At 35.1% G+C, this 18077-nt stretch carries 15 protein-coding genes; 3 read left to right on the forward strand and 12 right to left on the reverse strand.

The genetic code is table 11. The features are described 5' to 3' along the window. Window positions 1-2 precede the first annotated feature (2 nt). On the reverse strand, window positions 3-5900 hold the full coding sequence (locus tag AAEO59_RS07825; protein WP_341700177.1) for a rhamnogalacturonan lyase family protein: 5898 nt from the start codon (window positions 5898-5900) through the stop codon (window positions 3-5). A 345-nt stretch (window positions 5901-6245) separates the two neighbouring features. Here AAEO59_RS07825 and AAEO59_RS07830 point away from each other — a divergent pair, with 345 nt between their 5' ends. Together AAEO59_RS07830 and hflX are read left to right on the forward strand one after the other, a co-directional pair. Continuing rightward, window positions 6246-6734, forward strand: a complete 489-nt coding sequence (locus AAEO59_RS07830; protein WP_341700178.1) for an FKBP-type peptidyl-prolyl cis-trans isomerase — start codon at window positions 6246-6248, stop codon at window positions 6732-6734. A gap of 115 nt (window positions 6735-6849) precedes the next feature. Beyond that, a complete protein-coding gene (gene hflX / locus AAEO59_RS07835) occupies window positions 6850-8079 on the forward strand; it encodes a GTPase HflX (RefSeq protein ID WP_341700179.1) in 1230 nt (409 codons plus the stop codon). Between the two features lie 75 nt (window positions 8080-8154). On the opposite strand, the gene AAEO59_RS07840 is transcribed toward hflX, so the two are convergent. From AAEO59_RS07840 to AAEO59_RS07890, 11 genes are all read right to left on the reverse strand, one after another. Beyond that, the gene (locus AAEO59_RS07840; protein ID WP_341700180.1) at window positions 8155-9006 is read right to left on the reverse strand and encodes a DUF3078 domain-containing protein; all 852 of its coding nucleotides are present in this window, start codon (window positions 9004-9006) and stop codon (window positions 8155-8157) included. A 77-nt stretch (window positions 9007-9083) separates the two neighbouring features. Beyond that, window positions 9084-9596 carry a DUF2480 family protein gene (locus tag AAEO59_RS07845; RefSeq protein ID WP_341700181.1) on the reverse strand — a complete coding sequence of 171 codons (513 nt, stop codon included), beginning with the start codon at window positions 9594-9596 and terminating at the stop codon, window positions 9084-9086. A gap of 93 nt (window positions 9597-9689) precedes the next feature. Next, window positions 9690-10013: an SUF system Fe-S cluster assembly protein gene (locus AAEO59_RS07850; RefSeq protein ID WP_341700182.1), complete on the reverse strand. Its 324-nt coding sequence runs from the start codon at window positions 10011-10013 to the stop codon at window positions 9690-9692. A 54-nt stretch (window positions 10014-10067) separates the two neighbouring features. After that, entirely contained in the window at window positions 10068-10481 is a 414-nt protein-coding gene (locus AAEO59_RS07855) for a GxxExxY protein (protein ID WP_341700183.1), read from the reverse strand. Window positions 10482-10565: 84 nt separating this feature from the next. Beyond that, the gene (locus AAEO59_RS07860) at window positions 10566-10985 is read right to left on the reverse strand and encodes a SufE family protein (protein WP_066327638.1); all 420 of its coding nucleotides are present in this window, start codon (window positions 10983-10985) and stop codon (window positions 10566-10568) included. After that, window positions 10975-11412 carry a hypothetical protein gene (locus AAEO59_RS07865; RefSeq protein WP_341700184.1) on the reverse strand — a complete coding sequence of 146 codons (438 nt, stop codon included), beginning with the start codon at window positions 11410-11412 and terminating at the stop codon, window positions 10975-10977. The genes AAEO59_RS07860 and AAEO59_RS07865 overlap by 11 nt, the downstream gene beginning before the upstream one ends. Before the next feature lie 2 nt (window positions 11413-11414). Continuing rightward, window positions 11415-12629, reverse strand: a complete 1215-nt coding sequence (locus AAEO59_RS07870; RefSeq protein WP_341700185.1) for an aminotransferase class V-fold PLP-dependent enzyme — start codon at window positions 12627-12629, stop codon at window positions 11415-11417. A gap of 211 nt (window positions 12630-12840) precedes the next feature. Next, the gene (gene sufD, locus AAEO59_RS07875) at window positions 12841-14157 is read right to left on the reverse strand and encodes a Fe-S cluster assembly protein SufD (protein ID WP_341700186.1); all 1317 of its coding nucleotides are present in this window, start codon (window positions 14155-14157) and stop codon (window positions 12841-12843) included. Window positions 14158-14218: 61 nt separating this feature from the next. Then, window positions 14219-14971: a Fe-S cluster assembly ATPase SufC gene (gene sufC, locus AAEO59_RS07880; protein WP_341700187.1), complete on the reverse strand. Its 753-nt coding sequence runs from the start codon at window positions 14969-14971 to the stop codon at window positions 14219-14221. Between the two features lie 34 nt (window positions 14972-15005). Then, window positions 15006-16454 (reverse strand): Fe-S cluster assembly protein SufB, encoded by a 1449-nt coding sequence (gene sufB, locus AAEO59_RS07885; protein WP_066327618.1) that lies wholly within the window; start codon window positions 16452-16454, stop codon window positions 15006-15008. Between the two features lie 146 nt (window positions 16455-16600). Next, window positions 16601-16930, reverse strand: a complete 330-nt coding sequence (locus tag AAEO59_RS07890) for a HesB/IscA family protein (RefSeq protein ID WP_341700188.1) — start codon at window positions 16928-16930, stop codon at window positions 16601-16603. 282 nt (window positions 16931-17212) lie between these two features. Here AAEO59_RS07890 and AAEO59_RS07895 point away from each other — a divergent pair, with 282 nt between their 5' ends. Further along, on the forward strand, window positions 17213-18070 hold the full coding sequence (locus AAEO59_RS07895; RefSeq protein WP_341700189.1) for an MBL fold metallo-hydrolase: 858 nt from the start codon (window positions 17213-17215) through the stop codon (window positions 18068-18070). Window positions 18071-18077: the final 7 nt, after the last annotated feature.

Below are 18077 nucleotides of genomic sequence, written 5' to 3' on the forward strand. Positions count from 1 at the left end.
TGTTATTTCAAAATAACTTTAAATGTTTCAACCGTTGTCCCCTGTGTGATTTTTATCAAATACAATCCAGTGGCATAACCCCTTAAATTAATACTGTTGGTTTTTTCAGCATTGGCTTCCTGTAATAAAGCACCATTATTTGAGTACACTTGAATTAATCCTTTGCTCACTCCTTGGATATAAACGATATCAGAGGTTGGATTTGGCTGAATGGTGATTGATGGACTCATCGCAAAAATATCCTGAACAGCGCCCTGACATTCACTATCGGTTGCAATTACAACGGTATTATTAGCCTGAAGTAAACTACCATCAATTTGAATGCTAGCACTATCAGTTGTACCTGTGATATAGGTGTTGGATACTCCGTTAACCGTTACCGTGTATTCATTACTTCCTGAAACAGTGTAACTAACAGTTTTGTCTGTCGTGTCTCTTTTTGCAGAAATGGTTGAAAGTTCTTTGACAACAACATTATAGGACTCTTGGAAACTAATGGAAGGAATGGCAATAGTAACCAAGTAGGTTCCAGCAGCAAAATCGGATCTCTCCCAATTTATGGTTGAAGTAATAGTTTGATTTGTTAAAGCTATATTTATACCATTTCCTGTAATAGTAAGGTTATAGGTGTAATTGTTTAAATCGGAACCAATAATAATCTTTCCATTGGCTTTGCCTGGACAAGTTGGTGTTTCAACATAAACTTTCATTTTTGGAGTAGTATGTTTGAAAGTCACCGTGCTACTTGCAGTAGAAACTTGTGTTCCTGCATTTCCAGCTAGATCTGCAAAATTGATCGTAAAAGGAATAACCCCTTCTGCATCTGCAGCAACCATTGTATAGGTAGCTTTGTAATTGTTGCCAGAAATATTGGTAGCGCTTACAGCGTGTCCAGCTATTGTAATTGTTGGCAAACTGATTGCTTCAGAAGCAGTAAAGTTTAAGGTAACTACATCTCCTTCTTTGGCTATTTTAGTATTAGTATTATTGGAAACAAAAGTCACCATAGACAATGTTGGTAGTGTACGATCAAAAGTTACCGTTTTAGTATCTGTAGTTGTAGATACTGTTGTTCCTATGTTTCCTGCCAAATCTTTAAATTGAATGGCAAATGGAACAATACCTTCTGAATCTGAGCTAGTCATGGTGTAGGAAGTACTGTAATTATTTCCACTTGTGTTAGAAGCTGTTATGGTATGACCCGCTGTGCTTACACTTGTAACAGAAATACTTTCAGAAGCAGTAAAGTTCAATGTTACCACATTAGCAGTTTTGGCTAAGGTTGTAGTCGCATTATTGGATACTATTGTAACAGTTGAAAGTGTTGGATTTGTTTTATCAAAAATTACTGTTTTGCCATCAGTAGAAGCAGAAACAGTAGGCATTGCATCTCCGGCAGCATCTTTAAAAGTAATCGAAAACGGAATTACTCCCTCGCTGTCTGTACTTGTCATTGTGAAAGTAGCAATATAGCTGTTTCCACTCACATTTGTTGCAGTTACACTATGTCCGGCAATGGAAACAATAACATTGGATATTGTAGTTGAAGCTGTAAAATTTAAGGTAACGATATCTCCTGTTTTTGCCACAGTAGGAGTTGTGTTGTTTGATGCAATAGTAACAGTTGTAAGACTAGTAATATTTTTGGTAAAGTTAATTGTACTAGCGGCAGTTGTTACCTGAGCAGCTGTATTTCCAGCCAAGTCAGCAACATCAATCGTAAATGGAATGGTGCCTTCTGTATCAGAAGTTGTCATTGTATAGGCAGCGCTATAATTGTTTCCTGAAGTATTAGAAGTTGTTACACTATGACCTGCGATAGTTACTGTTGGACTGCTAATAGCTTCTGAGGCTGTAAAATTAATTGTTACAATACTTCCTGTTTTTGCAACGGCATTGTTGGCGTTATTTGAGGTAAATGTTACTGCAGACAAAGTAGGAGCTGTTCTGTCAAAAGTTACTGTTTTAGCATCAGTTGTTGTGCTTACAGCTGTTCCTGCATTTCCAACTACATCTGAAAATTGGATATTGAATGGAATAATTCCTTCACTATCTGTATTTGTTAATACATAAGTCGCAGTGTAATTATTTCCGCTTGCATTAGTAGCAGTTACATTATGTCCGGCAATAGTTACTACTGGAGCACTTATTGCTTCAGAGGCTGTAAAGTTTAAAGTCACAGTATTTCCAGTTTTGGCCAATGCGCTAGTCGTATTGTTAGATGTTATAGTAACTGTACTCAAAGTAGGTAATGTGTTGTCTATGGTGTAAATTTCACCGGAGGTAAAACCACTTTTGATTGCATTACTCGAATCGTCACTAATTCCGGTACCACTAGTATTTAAATCCAAACGTAAAGTTCCATTTCCGCTTATGTTATTAACCGTCACATCATAAGAAGAAGATGTAATTGTTGTTACCAATGCAATTGTTCCGGTAGCGTTGCCTGTAGCTGTGATACTAAAGTCACTGCTATCTATCCCGTTTACATTTGCTGAAAAGGTAACATTGTAAGTGACGGATGAAGCATTAGTTGATGCCGCTGAAGGTGTTTTTCTTAAAATTGATGTTACCCCGGTAGTTGAATGACCTGCGATTGAAATTTTTGCTGTTGGTATATTATTTACGTCCATATCGTAACCAATGTAATAGCTAGGATAGGGAGGTTGGTTATATGCCGAATTTTGCCAAGCGATAGCAGTACGGTATTGCGGATCATGCATTAAGGTTGGAATTCGGTAATCTGTTGGTGTGTCTGTAGTGAAAATCACCAATTCAGTATTATCCGATTTACGCATAATTAACTCTTCTCTCCAATCACCCAAAATATCAGCTTGCAAGCAAGGATTGCTTTTGGTACTGTTGTTAGTTGAAACTGGATAATCATTGTAAATAGTATACAAACGACCAGCACTTTTACTACTAGGATTCCATTTGTCTATGTAACTTCTATCAAATAATTCACGTCCTAAATCACCATCCCACCAGATTCCAAAGTTGTATGATGGTCTGTTAGTACTTATAAGGTTTCCTTTTGCATCATAAGTACCATCACCTGAAGAACCCCACATTTCGTATCCTTTAAAATAAGGATCTAAATCGGCGGCCATTGAACGACCTACGTCACCTGTAGTGGCAATCCCCCAATTAGTTCTTCCTGTTTTAGCTTCATATTGTCTTAGTCCCATTCCGTCATAAGAACCCGGTGCTTCTAGGTTAATCCAGATTTCCTGTCCAGGTTTGTCTAAATCCATATCAGTCATATGAAGTGCATCTCCATGTCCCAACCCGTAAGTCCAAAGCGGTTTTCCATCATCATTTATGGCACTTGAGCCATTAATCACTTCGTCTTTACCATCACCATCCACATCTCCAATGGTCATTTGGTGATTTCCTTGTCCGGAATAGGAATTGTATTCCGGATGATTTGGGTCTTTACTGTCAAATTTCCATAACATTGTTAATTGTCCGTTTCGCCAGTTGTAAGCCGCACGAACTAATCTATTGTAATAACCACGAGCTACAATTAAGCTCGGTCTGGCACCATCAAGATAGGCAACAGCCGACACAAAACGATCCTGACGGTTTCCGTAACTGTCTCCCCAGTCTGATACATTGTCACGGGAAGGCTGGTATGTCGTTGATGCCATAGCAGCACCGGTTAATCCGTTGAAAACCGTTAAGAATTCAGGTCCAGATTGTACCCATCCTGAAGTATTGCGATAATCAACGGAAGCGTTACCAATTACATTTCCTTGTCCATCAACAGTTCCATCGGCCGTTTTTAAAATTATTTCTGCTTTTCCGTCACCATCAAAGTCATAGACCATAAACTGATTGTAATGAGGTCCGGCATTTACGTTGATGCCAAGGTCGATACGCCATAATCTCGTCCCATCAAGTTTGTAGCAATCAAATATTTGTTTTCCACTATAGCCGCCGGCATTGTCATTGACAATAGTTGGATCCCATTTTAGGATAATCTCATAAGTACCATCACCATCAACATCACCTACCGAGGCATCATTGGCGGTATAAGTATACGTTTGTCCGTCTGGTAGAGTACCACCTGTAGGAATTTGTAAAGGAATATATAATTTGTTGTGATGACCACTAGTATTAAAAGTGTTCAATGCCCATACGTTTACAGGGATTGTTTGTTCGCTTTCTACTCCGTTTAAAATGGTTGTAATGCTGTAATTATTATTCGATGTACTAGTGATATCTGTATAATTGGTTGAAGTTGTAATTGGGGAGCCATTTACCTTTACTCCATTTCGATACACATTAAATGCTATGCCCGAAGGATCATCTCCTAAGAAACGCCAACTTAAAAACACTGAGCTAGAAGATTTTTGGATAGCTACAAGACCTCTTGTTAAGTATTCCATCTGTTTTGGAGTACTAACAACTGCATCTGGGATTTGCAAAGTACTTATCCTTACCGTATTTCCATAGGAGGCAACTCCGCCATTAACTGCATAAGCTCTGGCATAATAGAAAGTTCCGGGAGTTAATCCTGATAGTGTCACACTATAATTGCCTAAACCAGCATTAGCATCAACCACTTTTCCATCATTAATTGTTGGACTGGAATTACTATTGCTGTAAACTACACCTCTTTCGGTTACTGCTACTCCTCCATCTGAAGTGATATTACCTCCTGAAACAACAGAGGTAGTCGTTATAGTATTAGGGTTGTTAGTTGTAAGTTCTGCTGGTGGCGGTGGCGGAACATACAACCTAACAATAGGTGTTGTAATGCTGTTAGAATTTGATTTCGTATAAATTACATAAGGATAAGGAGCATTACCTATTGCGATAGCTGGCGATCCTGTAGGTTCGTCAACACCTCTGGTTACATTTGGGTCTTTTAACTCTGTCCATGTAGTACTACCGGCTGCCAGAAACCGAACTCTGGTTGGATAAACGGTTGTTGATGAGGTGTAATCAATAAATGAACAATAGAGATTTCCTAAGGAGTCATTTATCAAACTAATATTTGGGGAATCTCTAGATGCAAGTGTTGCTGCAGTTCCCCAGGTATCTGTAGATTTATCATACAAAATAACTGTTGCTCTATTTGTATTAGCAGTATTAAAATAGGCGATTGCAATATTGTTATTGTCTTTGATTGCGATGTTAGTATGTCGGATACCAGATGTAACGGGATTATTGTTTATTAATGTCCAGTTATTTCCATTAAAATTATATAATGCCATAACTCCGGTTGTTGAATTATAAGCTGATAATTTACAATATACCATCCACAGTTTGTCGGTAGCGTCAATAGCTAATCCAGGTGCGGCTGCATAATCAGTAGACACAGCACCTGTACCTACAGTTACCCAAGAAGTTCCATTATATTTTTTTACTGTAGGAGCCATCCCCGTACTACCACTACCTTCAAGATAGGCTATATAGGGTGTGTTGAAAGAATCAAATGCTAAAGAACAACGGGCAGTTGAACTGTATTGGCCTACCGAACTCATTCCATTTGCATTTCCTGAGGAAATATAAAGTGAATTAGGGTCATCAGGGTTTATGGTTCCCCAGGTTTCGGTAGCATAATCTAATTTTTTTAGCGCCAATTTAGAACCTGATGAAAGGTCTATATATGTTACATATAAATCACCAATAGCATCTGTGTAAATTTTTGTATAAGAAGCACTTGAGTTTAGTTCTGAACCTACTTGAATCCAAGTACCGTCTGATAATCGTTTTTTTACTTTTGGTACTCCACTTTCTGTAAATACGACATAAGGTGTAAAGGTAGTCCCGTTTTTTATTACAGCAATGCTGGTATTGGAAGATGCTACTGCTGAAATTTGTTCTTCATTTCCTAAAATACTCCATTGTTGGGCATTGATTGAAATGCAAATGAAGAAAAAACATATCATCAAGCTGACTTTAAGGTGCAGCCAATGACAAGAAAAAGTAGTTTTTCTGTTCATAAATGGTTTTGGTTAAATTGGTTAATAGTCGGGGTAAATTTAATTAGGTAGGTGTAAATCAGTATCCTGTGGTATCTTGTGGTGTCCTGAAATAAAAACAGGTTAGTTGGGTTTATGTAGGAAAATAACCATTTTGAAAATCTAACTATTATGGTTTTAAAAGTAGTATTTTTTAAGAATGGTCCATGTTTAATGGGGTTGAAACTTAAATTTGAATTTTATTTGAAAAACATAATTTATAAAAAGAAAACTTGATTTTACTATATTTGGCTTTTAAAAAATAATTTAATTATGAAACATTTATTATCGGCATTATTGATTATGACCCTTTTTATTTCTTGTAAAAAAGAGAATGGTGAAACTAGCGAAAGTAAGAGTGTAGCTCCAAGTGAAATTCCTTACATCGCTAAAAATGAAAAAGAAATTGAAGACTATGTTGCTAAAAAAGGATTAAAAGGAACTAAAACAGAGTCAGGATTATATTATGTAATCAATAATCCGGGAACAGGAAAGCAAGCTACTCCGGCTTCTAATGTGACTGTTGCTTACAAAGGATACTTTATGGATGGAAAAGTTTTTGATCAAAGTGACGAAAAAGGAATTTCTTTTGGTTTAGGTCAGGTTGTAAAAGGATGGACTGAAGGGATTTCATATTTAAAAGAAGGCGGAAGTGCTATTTTAGTTATTCCGGCTAAACTTGGATACGGAGGAAGTGATTATGGAAGTATTCCTGGTGGTTCAGTGTTGATTTTTGAAGTAAAATTAATTTCTGTTAATTAAATCTTTTCTAAAAAGATTTATAAAGAAAACGACTCCTGTTCTTTAATGATTTTTAAGAAATTATAAAGCACATTTCTATTTAGCAAATGATTAAATTTGCAGCTTATTAGATATTATGTTAGAAAAAGAAGTAATCAATTTTGAAAAATCAGTCATTGTAGGTATTGTAACTCAAAACCAGAGTGAAGAGAAACTCAATGAGTATCTTGATGAATTGGAGTTTTTGACTTTTACAGCAGGCGGACAGGTGGTGAAGCGTTTTTCGCAAAAAATGGACAAACCCAATCCGAAGACCTTTTTAGGTTCAGGAAAAATTGAGGAGATTCATTATTATGTAAAAGAAAATGGAATTTCCACCATTATTTTTGACGACGAATTAACGCCATCGCAACAAAAGAATATTTCCAAAATTATCGATTGTAAAATTTTGGACAGAACCAATTTGATTTTGGACATTTTTGCGCAAAGAGCCGAAACGTCTTATGCTCGTACTCAGGTTGAACTGGCACAATGCCAATATTTATTGCCACGACTTTCCGGATTATGGACGCACTTAGAACGTCAAAAAGGAGGTATCGGGATGCGTGGTCCGGGGGAAACGGAGATTGAAACCGACCGTCGTATTGTACGTGACCGAATCTCATTGTTGAAAGATAAAATCAAAACTATCGACAAGCAAATGGGCGTGCAACGCAGTAATCGTGGCGCTATGGTTCGTGTGGCTTTAGTGGGTTATACCAATGTAGGAAAATCGACTTTGATGAATGCTATTGGGAAAAGCGATGTTTTTGTCGAAAACAAATTGTTTGCTACCTTGGATACTACGGTTCGAAAAGTGGTAATCAAGAATTTACCATTTTTGCTTTCTGATACCGTTGGATTCATTCGTAAGTTGCCTACGCAATTAGTAGAATCTTTCAAAAGTACGCTGGATGAGGTTCGTGAAGCCGATTTGTTATTGCATGTAGTAGATATTTCGCATCCGGATTTTGAGGATCATATTGCTTCAGTAAATCAGATTTTAGTGGATATAAAAGCCAGTGATAAACCTACTTTGATGGTTTTCAATAAAATTGATGCTTACCGTCACCTGACAATCGATGAAGATGATTTAATGACCGAAAAAACCAAAAAACACTATACGCTTGAAGAGTGGAAATCGACCTGGATGAGTAGAGTTGGGGAACAAAATGCTTTGTTTATTTCGGCTACTAATAAGCAGAATTTTGAAGAATTCAGAGAAAGAGTGTACGAGGCTGTAAGGCAAATTCACATTACTCGTTTTCCATACAATAAATTCCTGTATCCGGATTATAAGGATGCTTTTGAAAAAGAAGACGAATAAGATAATATGAAGGATAAAAAAATCCCTTTTTAGATTTAAATCTAAAAAGGGATTTTTTTATGATATTCATGAAATTTAAAACCCATAATTAACTCCTAAGCCAAATATTTCTCTTACCTGAAAAGCTTTGATGGCATTGTCATCGTAGATGGTTTGCATGTTGATATTAGCTGAAAGGTATTTGTTGATTTTCATGACTACATTCATTTGGTAGTTAATATCCACATTTTGTGGGTCTTCTAAATAGTTGGAATACAAATTCAGAATATTTTCAATGGAGACATTAGTTATAGGGCTAACTTTATAATAGGTCGAAATACTGGCACCCAATTCAAAACGGGAATTGTCACCTTGTAAAACTCCAAAAGAAGAACCTAAGTCAGTAAAATGTTTGTGAACTAAAATTAGTTTTCCTGCAGCAGGAGCAATATTGACACTTAAATTATTGTCTCTTTTGTATAAAATACCTGGGCCAAATTGGAAATAAGCCGGAGAGAAAAAATGAGAAATTTTCACATCATTTTTGTCTAGCCCTGTATCCATTTGTGATTTGAAATTGAAATACATGGAATAGTACCAATTTTTAATTGTAGAATTTTTTCCCCAAAGTGAATTCAATTCGATGCGGTCATCCGTTTTTGCGGTTCTTTCATTGCCTTTTATTTTACTCAATCCGTAAGCCAGAATAAACTTGTTATCCCAGACTACGTTTCCTTTTTTATAATTGAAGTCGTAGTTTAAATTAAAATTTCCAGCAACATTAGAAGTTCCGCCACCCAGCCATTGCTTGTTGTATGCTGATTGACTTAATAGTAGGGACATATTGCCTTTTTTTGTCCAAATTTTGGTAGTGTCTTTTATTGTTTCTTGGGCTTTTAGTGAAAAAATAAAAAATGTAAATACGAATAATTGAAGTAGGGTTTTCATATTTAAGGAAGTTTTGAATAGTAAATATAAAAAAAATGCTACTGGAAAAGTAGCATTTCATTCAATAAATATAAGTTTTAAACTTTTTTTGGTGCTTTGTATAAAGGTACTGCCGAACAGGCTTCGCCATACATAATGCTTCTGGCGTATGGTTGTAAATAATGAGCCACTAAAACATAAGCACGCATAGGTACTGGTTTTTTAGAGCAACCTTTGATAATTACCGATTTATTATCATAAACGGTGTAGTCCAGTTTAGATAATAATTCTTCATAAAGAGCCACATCGATATCCTGAATATTTCCATCTATAATTTTTTTTGCAAAAGGAGCTAATTGTATGGTAACTAAAATAGATGCCCATGCCGGAACGATAGCATCGGTACTGCAATGGATAGCAACATATTGATCCTGATATTGCGACCAATCATGATTTTTTAATTGTTCTCTAAAGTCTTTTTCTTTTAATAAAAATCCTTCCAGTAACCATTGCGAAATATCAATTTGCGTACGAATACCCTTTGGATAGTAATCTTCTAAGTCGAATACTTCCAAGGCACTATTAGCCACTTTGTTAATTATTTCTTCCATTTTTTCAGTGTTCAGTAATCAGTAATCAGTGTTCAGTTTTTTAGTGGTCAGTTACTAACTGCATACTAAAACCTGCACACTGCACACTTTTTTTTAAAGCATTCCTAATTCTAATTTAGCTTCTTCGCTCATTAAGTCTTTACTCCATGGTGGGTCAAAAGTGATTTCTACCTCGGCACCTTTTACACCAGCTATGGATTTAATTTTTTCTTCAACTTCTCTTGGTAAACTCTCAGCAACCGGACAGTTTGGAGAAGTAAGTGTCATCAAGATTTTTACTTCATAATCTGTATTTACCATTACGTCATAAATTAATCCTAATTCGTAAATATCTACAGGAATTTCCGGATCGTAAATGGTTTTTAATTTTTTTACAATCTCTTCTCCTAATTGGTTTGTATCTATTTCTTGTTCCATTTTTTTATTTGTTTTTGAACCATATAAGACATATAGGTTCATTAAAGTTTTTTATTATTCTTCCTCTAATCGTCTATAAAAATCACTTAGTAGTGTTTGTTGTCCTTCGTGAAAAATGTTCGTTACATTAAAATTAATTAATAAACCCATCGGTGCTTCTAAAAGATTCATATAAGTTATCAATTGTGCTTTATGTATTGGTGCTATTTTGTCAACTGCCTTAAGTTTTAAAACTAAACAATCATCGATAAATAAATCACACCTCAAATCGGATTCCAGTTCTAAACCTTTGTACTCAATAGGTATCGTTAATTCAGATTTAAAATTAATTCCCCGAAGAGATAGTTCTTTAATCATGCATTTGTGATAAATGCTTTCTAAAAGTCCAGGAACTAAATGTTTATGGACTTCAATTGCTGCACCATTTATTCTATAGACTAAATCTTTTAATTTTTTTCTTGTTACCATAAAGCATATATTATTTTGTAGCATTATAAAGATAGTATTAAACTTTCTTCAATGAACTTATATGGCTTATATGGTTACAAAAAATTAATTTTTCACATTAAATGCCAAAGCATACATTTTGATATTCTTAATCATCGAAACCAAGCCATTGGCTCTTGTAGGTGATAAATGTTCTTTTAATCCTATTTCGTCTATAAAATCCATGTTGGCATCAATGATGTCTTTTGGAGTCTGATTTGAAAACACACGAATTAAAATCGCAATGATTCCTTTGGTTAAGATCGCATCGCTATCGGCGGTGAAAATTATTTTATCGTCATTTTTTTCTCCTTGTAGCCAAACTTTAGATTGACAACCTTTAATTAGGTTTTCGTCTACTTTAAATTCTTCTTTGATTAACGGAAGATTTTTTCCTAATTCGATGATGTATTCATAACGCTGCATCCAGTCGTCAAACATCGAGAATTCGTCCACAATTTCTTCTTGTATGTCTTTAATTTTCATTGTTTTGTTTTGCAAATGAATTTATTTTAGTCACTATTTTTTTTATTCCATCAGGAGGAAAACCATGGTCAAAACTTTGTGATTCATAGTTTTTACCTTCGTAATTTATTTTCAAATTCGCTATTGCCGCACCATCGTAAAAACGTTTTTCAGTAGGAGATTTTAGATCTTTGATTTTATCTAAATCTACTTCTTTAAAAAGCCTTATGAGTTCTTTCCAGTCGACATCAGAAATTTTTGTTTGAGTTGGTTTTCCTTTTCTATCATTTTTTATGTTGGCATAATGATTTTCGATTATTATTTCCTGATGAAATCCTCTGGAGTTAGCGCTGTAAATCAATTGAGCGGCTTCAATTTTTCTTTGAGCATCTCCATCACAGCCTTTGCTCATAAAAAGTGTCAGGAATAATAATGATAGTATTTTCATGTCTAGGATAGCATTAATTGGGCCTTTTTAACAGCTTCAACTAAGGCGTCGATTTCTTCTTTTGTATTGTAAAAAGAAAATGAAGCTCTTATGGTTCCCGGAATTCCAAAGAAATTCATGATCGGTTGCGCACAGTGGTGACCTGTTCTTACTGCAATTCCTAATTTGTCAATAATAGTACCAATGTCATAAGGATGAATTCCTTCTATATTAAACGAAATTACCGATGTTTTATTCTTAGAATTTCCATAAATGCGTAAACCTTCAATTTCTGAAAGTTTTTCGGTAGCATAGGCTAACAATTCTAATTCTTGTTTTTGAATGTTTTCAAAACCGATCTCATTCATATAATCGATAGCTGTTCCTAAAACAATTCCTCCTGCAATGTGCGGTGTTCCGGCTTCAAATTTATGAGGTAATTCGGCATAGGTAGTTTTCTCAAATGAAACTTCCTTAATCATTTCACCACCGCCTTGATAAGGAGGCAACTTGTTTAACCAGGCTTCTTTTCCGTATAAAATTCCGGTTCCTGTAGGACCACACATTTTATGACCTGAAAATGCATAGAAATCACAATCCAATTCCTGAACATCCGGTTTTAAATGCGGAACTGATTGCGCTCCGTCAATCAGGATTGCAGCACCCACTTCGTGCGCTTTATCAATCATGTATTTGATAGGATTGATAGTTCCCAATGCATTAGAAATATGATTTACTGCAACGATTTTAGTTTTATCCGAAAGTAATTTGTCATATTCGGCCATAATCAATTCGCCGTTTTCATTCATAGGAATTACCTTTAAGGTAGCTCCGGTTTTTTCGCAAAGCATTTGCCAAGGCACAATATTACTATGATGTTCTAAATGCGAAACAATCACTTCGTCCCCTGGTTTTAAAATCGCAGCAAAACCAATGGCAACCAAATTAATCCCGAAAGTAGTTCCTGAAGTAAAAAGTACCTCATGAGCGTGTTTGGCATTAATGTGATTTTGTACTTTGCCACGGGCAATCTCGTAAGCATCAGTTGCTAATTGACTTAATGTGTGAACACCACGGTGAATATTAGCGTTTATTTCCTGATAATATTTTGAAATAGCATCAATAACTACCTGAGGTTTTTGAGAAGTGGCTCCGTTGTCGAAATATACTAAAGGTTTTCCGTTTACTTTTTGATTCAGAATCGGAAAATCGGCTCTTATTTTTTGAATGTCTAACATAACTTATTTAGAAAAAATCTATTTTACAAAAGTACTAAAACTAAAATTGTTTTTAACTGCAATTATTTGTTTTGATTGATTGTAGTATCAGTTTAATTTATGGAGAACTAACCACAGTTTTTTTGGTTTTGGAAAATAAAAATGAAAAGGGCACAATGTTCTATAAATAAACTTGTGCCCTTTGTGTTGATTTTGTTAATACCGGATTTAATTAGATATCAAATCCCAATTTAACGCCTAATTTATTTGCAATAATCTTAGTGATTCTTTGTTTTAATTCAGGGATTTTGATGTTTTCAATAACCGAATTAGAAAAGGCATACATCAATAAAGCTTTGGCTTCTTTTTTAGGAATACCTCTTTGTTGCATATAAAATAAAGCGGTATCGTCTAATTGTCCTACGGTACAACCATGAGAACATTTTACATCATCGGCAAAAATTTCCAATTGTGGTTTAGCATTGATGGTAGCTTTGTCGCTCAGGATAATGTTGTTGCTTTGTTGAAAAGCATTGGTTTTTTGAGCAATTTTATCTACAAATACTTTACCGTTGAAAACTCCGGTAGCACGATCGTTGTAAATTCCTTTGTAATCCTGGAAGCTCTCACAGTTTGGCTGCGCATGATTCACTAAAGTATAATGATCAACGTGTTGTTTTTCGCCAATAATGGTAATCCCGTTTAATGTGCTAGTTAATCTTTCTCCAAAATGATAGAAATTCAGATTGTTTCTGGTTAGGTTTCCACCAAAAGAGAAAGTGTGAACATACACGTGACTTTCTTTTTGTTGCGACACATAAGTGTTGTCAATTAAGTTGGCTTCAAGCTCGTCGTTTTGGATTTTATAATAATCCACAATAGCACGTTTTTGAGCAAAAATCTCCGTAACTGAATTGGTCAATACCGGATTTCCGCTTAAGCTTTGATGACGCTCAATAATTTGAACGTGTGAATTTTCACCCACAATAACCAAGTTTCTAGGCTGAACCATTAAAGCAGCTTCGTTACCTGTAGAGAAATACATGATTTCAATAGGTTTGTCGGCAACTTTGCTTTTTGGGATGTTGATGTAAGCACCTTCGCAGGCAAAAGCCGTGTTCAATGAAGTAAGACTATCTTCTTTGTTAGCGATTTTATTAAAATAGTTGTCAATAACCATTTTGTATTTTGGTTTTGTTAATGCCGAAGACATTAAGCAAACATCGATTCCGTCGTGAGTTGTTGAAGAAAGATGCGAACTGAAAATACCATCGATAAATACAACTTTGTAGGTATCAATTTCGTGCAGAAAGTATTTTTTTACTTCTTTAAATTCAATAGCGCTGTCTTTTTTAGGAAATACAGTAAAGTCATTCTTTAGAATGGCATTTAGCGAAGTGTATTTCCAGGCTTCCTCTTTTTTAGTTGGGAAACCTTTTTCTTCGAAGTTTTTTAAAGCGGATGTTCTTACCTCATGAAGCTCTGTTTGAACATCAATGCGTTCTTCAAAAGCCATGAAGGATGAGATTAATTTATCTTTTAATTCCATTTGTTTTTTAGTTATAAGTTATGAGTTGTGAGTTTTGTAAACTGCTAACTGTTAACTAATTTTATGCTTCTTGTTCTTGTTTAATCCAGTCGTATCCTTTTTCTTCTAATTCTAAGGCAAGACTAGCGTCACCGGATTTTACAATTCTTCCGTTGTGTAATACGTGAACAAAATCAGGAACGATATAATCTAATAATCTTTGATAGTGTGTAATTACAATGACAGCGTTTTTATCGCTTTTTAATTTGTTAACACCATTGGCAACAATTCTTAGAGCATCGATATCTAGTCCAGAATCAGTTTCGTCAAGAATAGCTAATTTTGGTTCTAACATGGCCATTTGGAAAATCTCGTTACGTTTTTTCTCACCACCTGAGAAACCTTCGTTAAGAGAACGAGATAAAAACTTACGGTCGATTTCTAATAATTCTGATTTTTCACGAATAACTTTCAACATTTCGTTAGCCGGCATTTCTTCCTGACCGTTAGCTTTACGTTTTTCGTTGATAGCTGTTTTCATGAAGTTAGTAACCGAAACTCCAGGGATTTCAACTGGATATTGAAAAGAAAGGAATACTCCTTTGTGTGCTCTTTCTTCAGGAGCTAATTCAGAAATATCTTCGTTGTCTAATAAGATCTCTCCTTCGGTTACTTCGTAGTTTTCGTTTCCTGCAATAATTGCCGAAAGTGTACTTTTTCCTGCTCCATTAGGTCCCATTATCGCATGAACTTCTCCTGCTTTTACTTCAAGGTTTATTCCTTTAAGAATTTCTTTGTCACCTACAGAGGCTTGTAAATTTTTTATACTTAACATTTTTCGAATGTGTTTTTTATACTTTGATTTATGATTATCCTACCGAACCTTCTAATGAGATTTCTAATAATTTTTGAGCTTCTACGGCAAATTCCATTGGTAACTTGTTCAATACTTCTTTACTGAAACCGTTTACGATTAATGCAATGGCTTTTTCAGTAGGAATACCACGTTGGTTACAATAGAAAACCTGATCTTCACCAATTTTAGAAGTCGTAGCTTCGTGTTCTATTTTAGCCGATGGACTTTTGCTTTCGATATAAGGGAAAGTGTGAGCTCCGCAATTGTTACCCATTAATAACGAGTCACATTGAGAAAAGTTTCGGGCATTGTCTGCTCTTGGAGAAATCTGTACTAATCCTCTGTAGCTGTTTTGTGATTTTCCTGCTGAAATACCTTTGGAAATGATAGTTGATTTAGTGTTTTTACCTAAATGAATCATTTTTGTTCCGGTATCAGCCTGTTGGAAATTATTAGTTACAGCAATCGAATAGAATTCACCTACTGAGTTGTCTCCTTTTAATACGCAAGAAGGGTATTTCCAGGTTACAGCAGAACCTGTTTCTACCTGAGTCCATGAAATTTTAGCGTTGGTTTCGCATAAACCTCTTTTGGTTACAAAGTTGAAAACACCACCTTTACCTTCTTTATTTCCAGGGAACCAGTTTTGAACTGTAGAATATTTAATTTCTGCATCGTCAAGAGCAATTAACTCTACAACCGCTGCGTGTAATTGATTTTCGTCACGACTTGGAGCAGTACAACCTTCCAGGTAAGAAACATAACTTCCTTCATCGGCAATAACTAAGGTTCTTTCAAACTGACCTGTTCCCGCCTGATTGATACGGAAATAAGTTGAAAGTTCCATTGGGCAACGTACTCCTTTTGGAATATAACAGAAAGATCCGTCAGAGAAAACAGCCGAGTTTAAAGCCGCATAAAAATTGTCTTTTTGCGGAACTACAGTTCCCAAATATTTACGAACTAATTCAGGGTGTTCTTTAATAGCCTCAGAAATACTCATAAAGATAATTCCTTTTTCGGCTAATGTTTTTTGAAAAGTAGTAGCAACAGAAACAGAATCTACAACGATGTCCATCGCTATATTGTTCATCTTTTTTTGCTCATCAAGAGAGATTCCTAATTTTTTGTACATCTCTAAAAGTTCAGGATCCACATCGTCCAGCGTTTTGTTTGGATCTACTTTTTTGGGAGCCGAATAATAAGAAATGGCTTGGAAATCTGGTTTAGTATATTTTACGTTAGCCCATTCAGGTTCTGTCATTTCTTCCCATGCTCTGAAAGACTCAATACGCCAGTCAGTCATCCATTGCGGTTCTCCTTTTTTTTGTGAAATGGCACGAACAATGTCTTCATTTAACCCAATAGGAAAAGTTTCCGATTCCAGATTGGTATAAAATCCGTATTCGTATTCTTTGTTTTCGAGTTCGATTTTTAAATCGTCTTCTGTATATTTACTCATCTTGTTTATTTAAAGATTGAAAAATTTAAAGATTAAAAGTTCTTTAAATAGTTTTTAATCATTTATTAGATTCTAAAAATTTTAGAATTTATTTCACTTTTATGGAGTTTGTAAATTCTTAAAATTAGGTTTGTTTTTTTCAGGATTTAAAGAGAAAAACTTTCTCCGCATCCGCAAGTTCTGGTGGCATTTGGGTTATTGAAAACAAATCCTTTTCCGTTTAATCCTCCCGAATATTCTAAAATAGTTCCGGCTAAGTATAGGAATGATTTTTTTTCAACAGCAATAGTAATGTCATTATCTATGAAAATCTTATCATCTTCACCTTTGTTTTTGTCGAACTTTAAATCATAAGATAAGCCCGAGCAGCCACCACTTTTAACGCCTACTCTTACATAATCTGTGGCGGCATCAAAACCATCATCTTTCATCAAAGAGATGATTTTTTTTCTGGCAGTATCTGAAACCTGTATCATTGTATGTAGATTTTGTCTAAATTAATTGCAAAGATAAGGCATAAAAAACGTATTCCGCAATAGATAACATTTTTATAACTAATATAGAAATAGATATTATTTATTTCTATTCTTATTTAGAATGAATATATTTAATTTTTTGCTTTGTAATTGAAAATCAATAGCTAAAGTCCTAAAATGATAGTTTTGGTTTTGAAGGCTTTCACGGCTAAAATTTTAAACAACTCAATAGAATTTCATAACTTGCAAAATGCGTTTATGTAGAATTTTTAATCGAATAAAATGAAATTATATCCTATTGAAACAGGAAATTTTAAACTGGATGGAGGTGCTATGTTTGGAGTAGTTCCAAAAACTATTTGGAACAAAACGAATCCAGCCGATGCTAACAATTTAATTGATATTGCTGCCCGGAGTTTGTTAATTGAGGATGGGAACCGATTGATTTTGATTGATACTGGAATGGGAAATAAGCAATCGGAGAAGTTTTTTGGGTATTATTCACTTTGGGGAACGCATTCTATGGATGCATCATTGGCTAAATACGGTTTTCATCGCGATGATATTACCGATGTTTTTTTGACTCATCTTCATTTTGATCACTGTGGTGGCGCGATTCAATGGAATAAGGACAGAACAGGATTTGAACCTGCGTTTAAAAACGCCAAATTTTGGGCCAATGAAAATCATTGGCGATGGGCTACTGAACCTAATTCCCGAGAAAAAGCTTCTTTTTTGTCTGAAAACATTTTACCGATGCAAGAAAGTGGTCATCTACATTTTATAAAAAGAAACGAAGATGATTTTGTGGAAAGATCCGAGTTGGATTTTGGGATTTTCTTTGTCGATGGACATACCGAAAAACAGATGATTCCGCATATTCAATACCAAGGGAAAACCATTGTTTTTTGTGCTGATTTGTTGCCTACTGTAGGACACATTCCTATTCCTTATGTAATGGGCTATGATACCAGACCGCTATTGACCATGGATGAAAAAACAAAATTCATGAACGCCGCTGCCGATAATAACTACTATTTGTTTTTAGAGCATGATGCACACAACGAGATTATCACCGTGAAACATACCGAAAAAGGTGTGCGACTTAAGGAAGTCTTTAGTTGTTCAGAAATTTTATAGAGTAGAA

This window comes from Flavobacterium flavipallidum (assembly GCF_038289905.1).
Lineage (GTDB): Bacteria > Bacteroidota > Bacteroidia > Flavobacteriales > Flavobacteriaceae > Flavobacterium > Flavobacterium flavipallidum.

What these genes read in the sequence shown, in the direction of transcription:
- AAEO59_RS07825 (WP_341700177.1), bottom strand. Translation starts at nt 5,900, where the DNA reads ATGATATGTTTTTTCTTCATTTGCATTTCAATCAATGCCCAACAATGG.
- AAEO59_RS07830 (WP_341700178.1), top strand. Translation starts at nt 6,246, where the DNA reads ATGAAACATTTATTATCGGCATTATTGATTATGACCCTTTTTATTTCT.
- hflX (WP_341700179.1), top strand. Translation starts at nt 6,850, where the DNA reads ATGTTAGAAAAAGAAGTAATCAATTTTGAAAAATCAGTCATTGTAGGT.
- AAEO59_RS07840 (WP_341700180.1), bottom strand. Translation starts at nt 9,006, where the DNA reads ATGAAAACCCTACTTCAATTATTCGTATTTACATTTTTTATTTTTTCA.
- AAEO59_RS07845 (WP_341700181.1), bottom strand. Translation starts at nt 9,596, where the DNA reads ATGGAAGAAATAATTAACAAAGTGGCTAATAGTGCCTTGGAAGTATTC.
- AAEO59_RS07850 (WP_341700182.1), bottom strand. Translation starts at nt 10,013, where the DNA reads ATGGAACAAGAAATAGATACAAACCAATTAGGAGAAGAGATTGTAAAA.
- AAEO59_RS07855 (WP_341700183.1), bottom strand. Translation starts at nt 10,481, where the DNA reads ATGGTAACAAGAAAAAAATTAAAAGATTTAGTCTATAGAATAAATGGT.
- AAEO59_RS07860 (WP_066327638.1), bottom strand. Translation starts at nt 10,985, where the DNA reads ATGAAAATTAAAGACATACAAGAAGAAATTGTGGACGAATTCTCGATG.
- AAEO59_RS07865 (WP_341700184.1), bottom strand. Translation starts at nt 11,412, where the DNA reads ATGAAAATACTATCATTATTATTCCTGACACTTTTTATGAGCAAAGGC.
- AAEO59_RS07870 (WP_341700185.1), bottom strand. Translation starts at nt 12,629, where the DNA reads ATGTTAGACATTCAAAAAATAAGAGCCGATTTTCCGATTCTGAATCAA.
- sufD (WP_341700186.1), bottom strand. Translation starts at nt 14,157, where the DNA reads ATGGAATTAAAAGATAAATTAATCTCATCCTTCATGGCTTTTGAAGAA.
- sufC (WP_341700187.1), bottom strand. Translation starts at nt 14,971, where the DNA reads ATGTTAAGTATAAAAAATTTACAAGCCTCTGTAGGTGACAAAGAAATT.
- sufB (WP_066327618.1), bottom strand. Translation starts at nt 16,454, where the DNA reads ATGAGTAAATATACAGAAGACGATTTAAAAATCGAACTCGAAAACAAA.
- AAEO59_RS07890 (WP_341700188.1), bottom strand. Translation starts at nt 16,930, where the DNA reads ATGATACAGGTTTCAGATACTGCCAGAAAAAAAATCATCTCTTTGATG.
- AAEO59_RS07895 (WP_341700189.1), top strand. Translation starts at nt 17,213, where the DNA reads ATGAAATTATATCCTATTGAAACAGGAAATTTTAAACTGGATGGAGGT.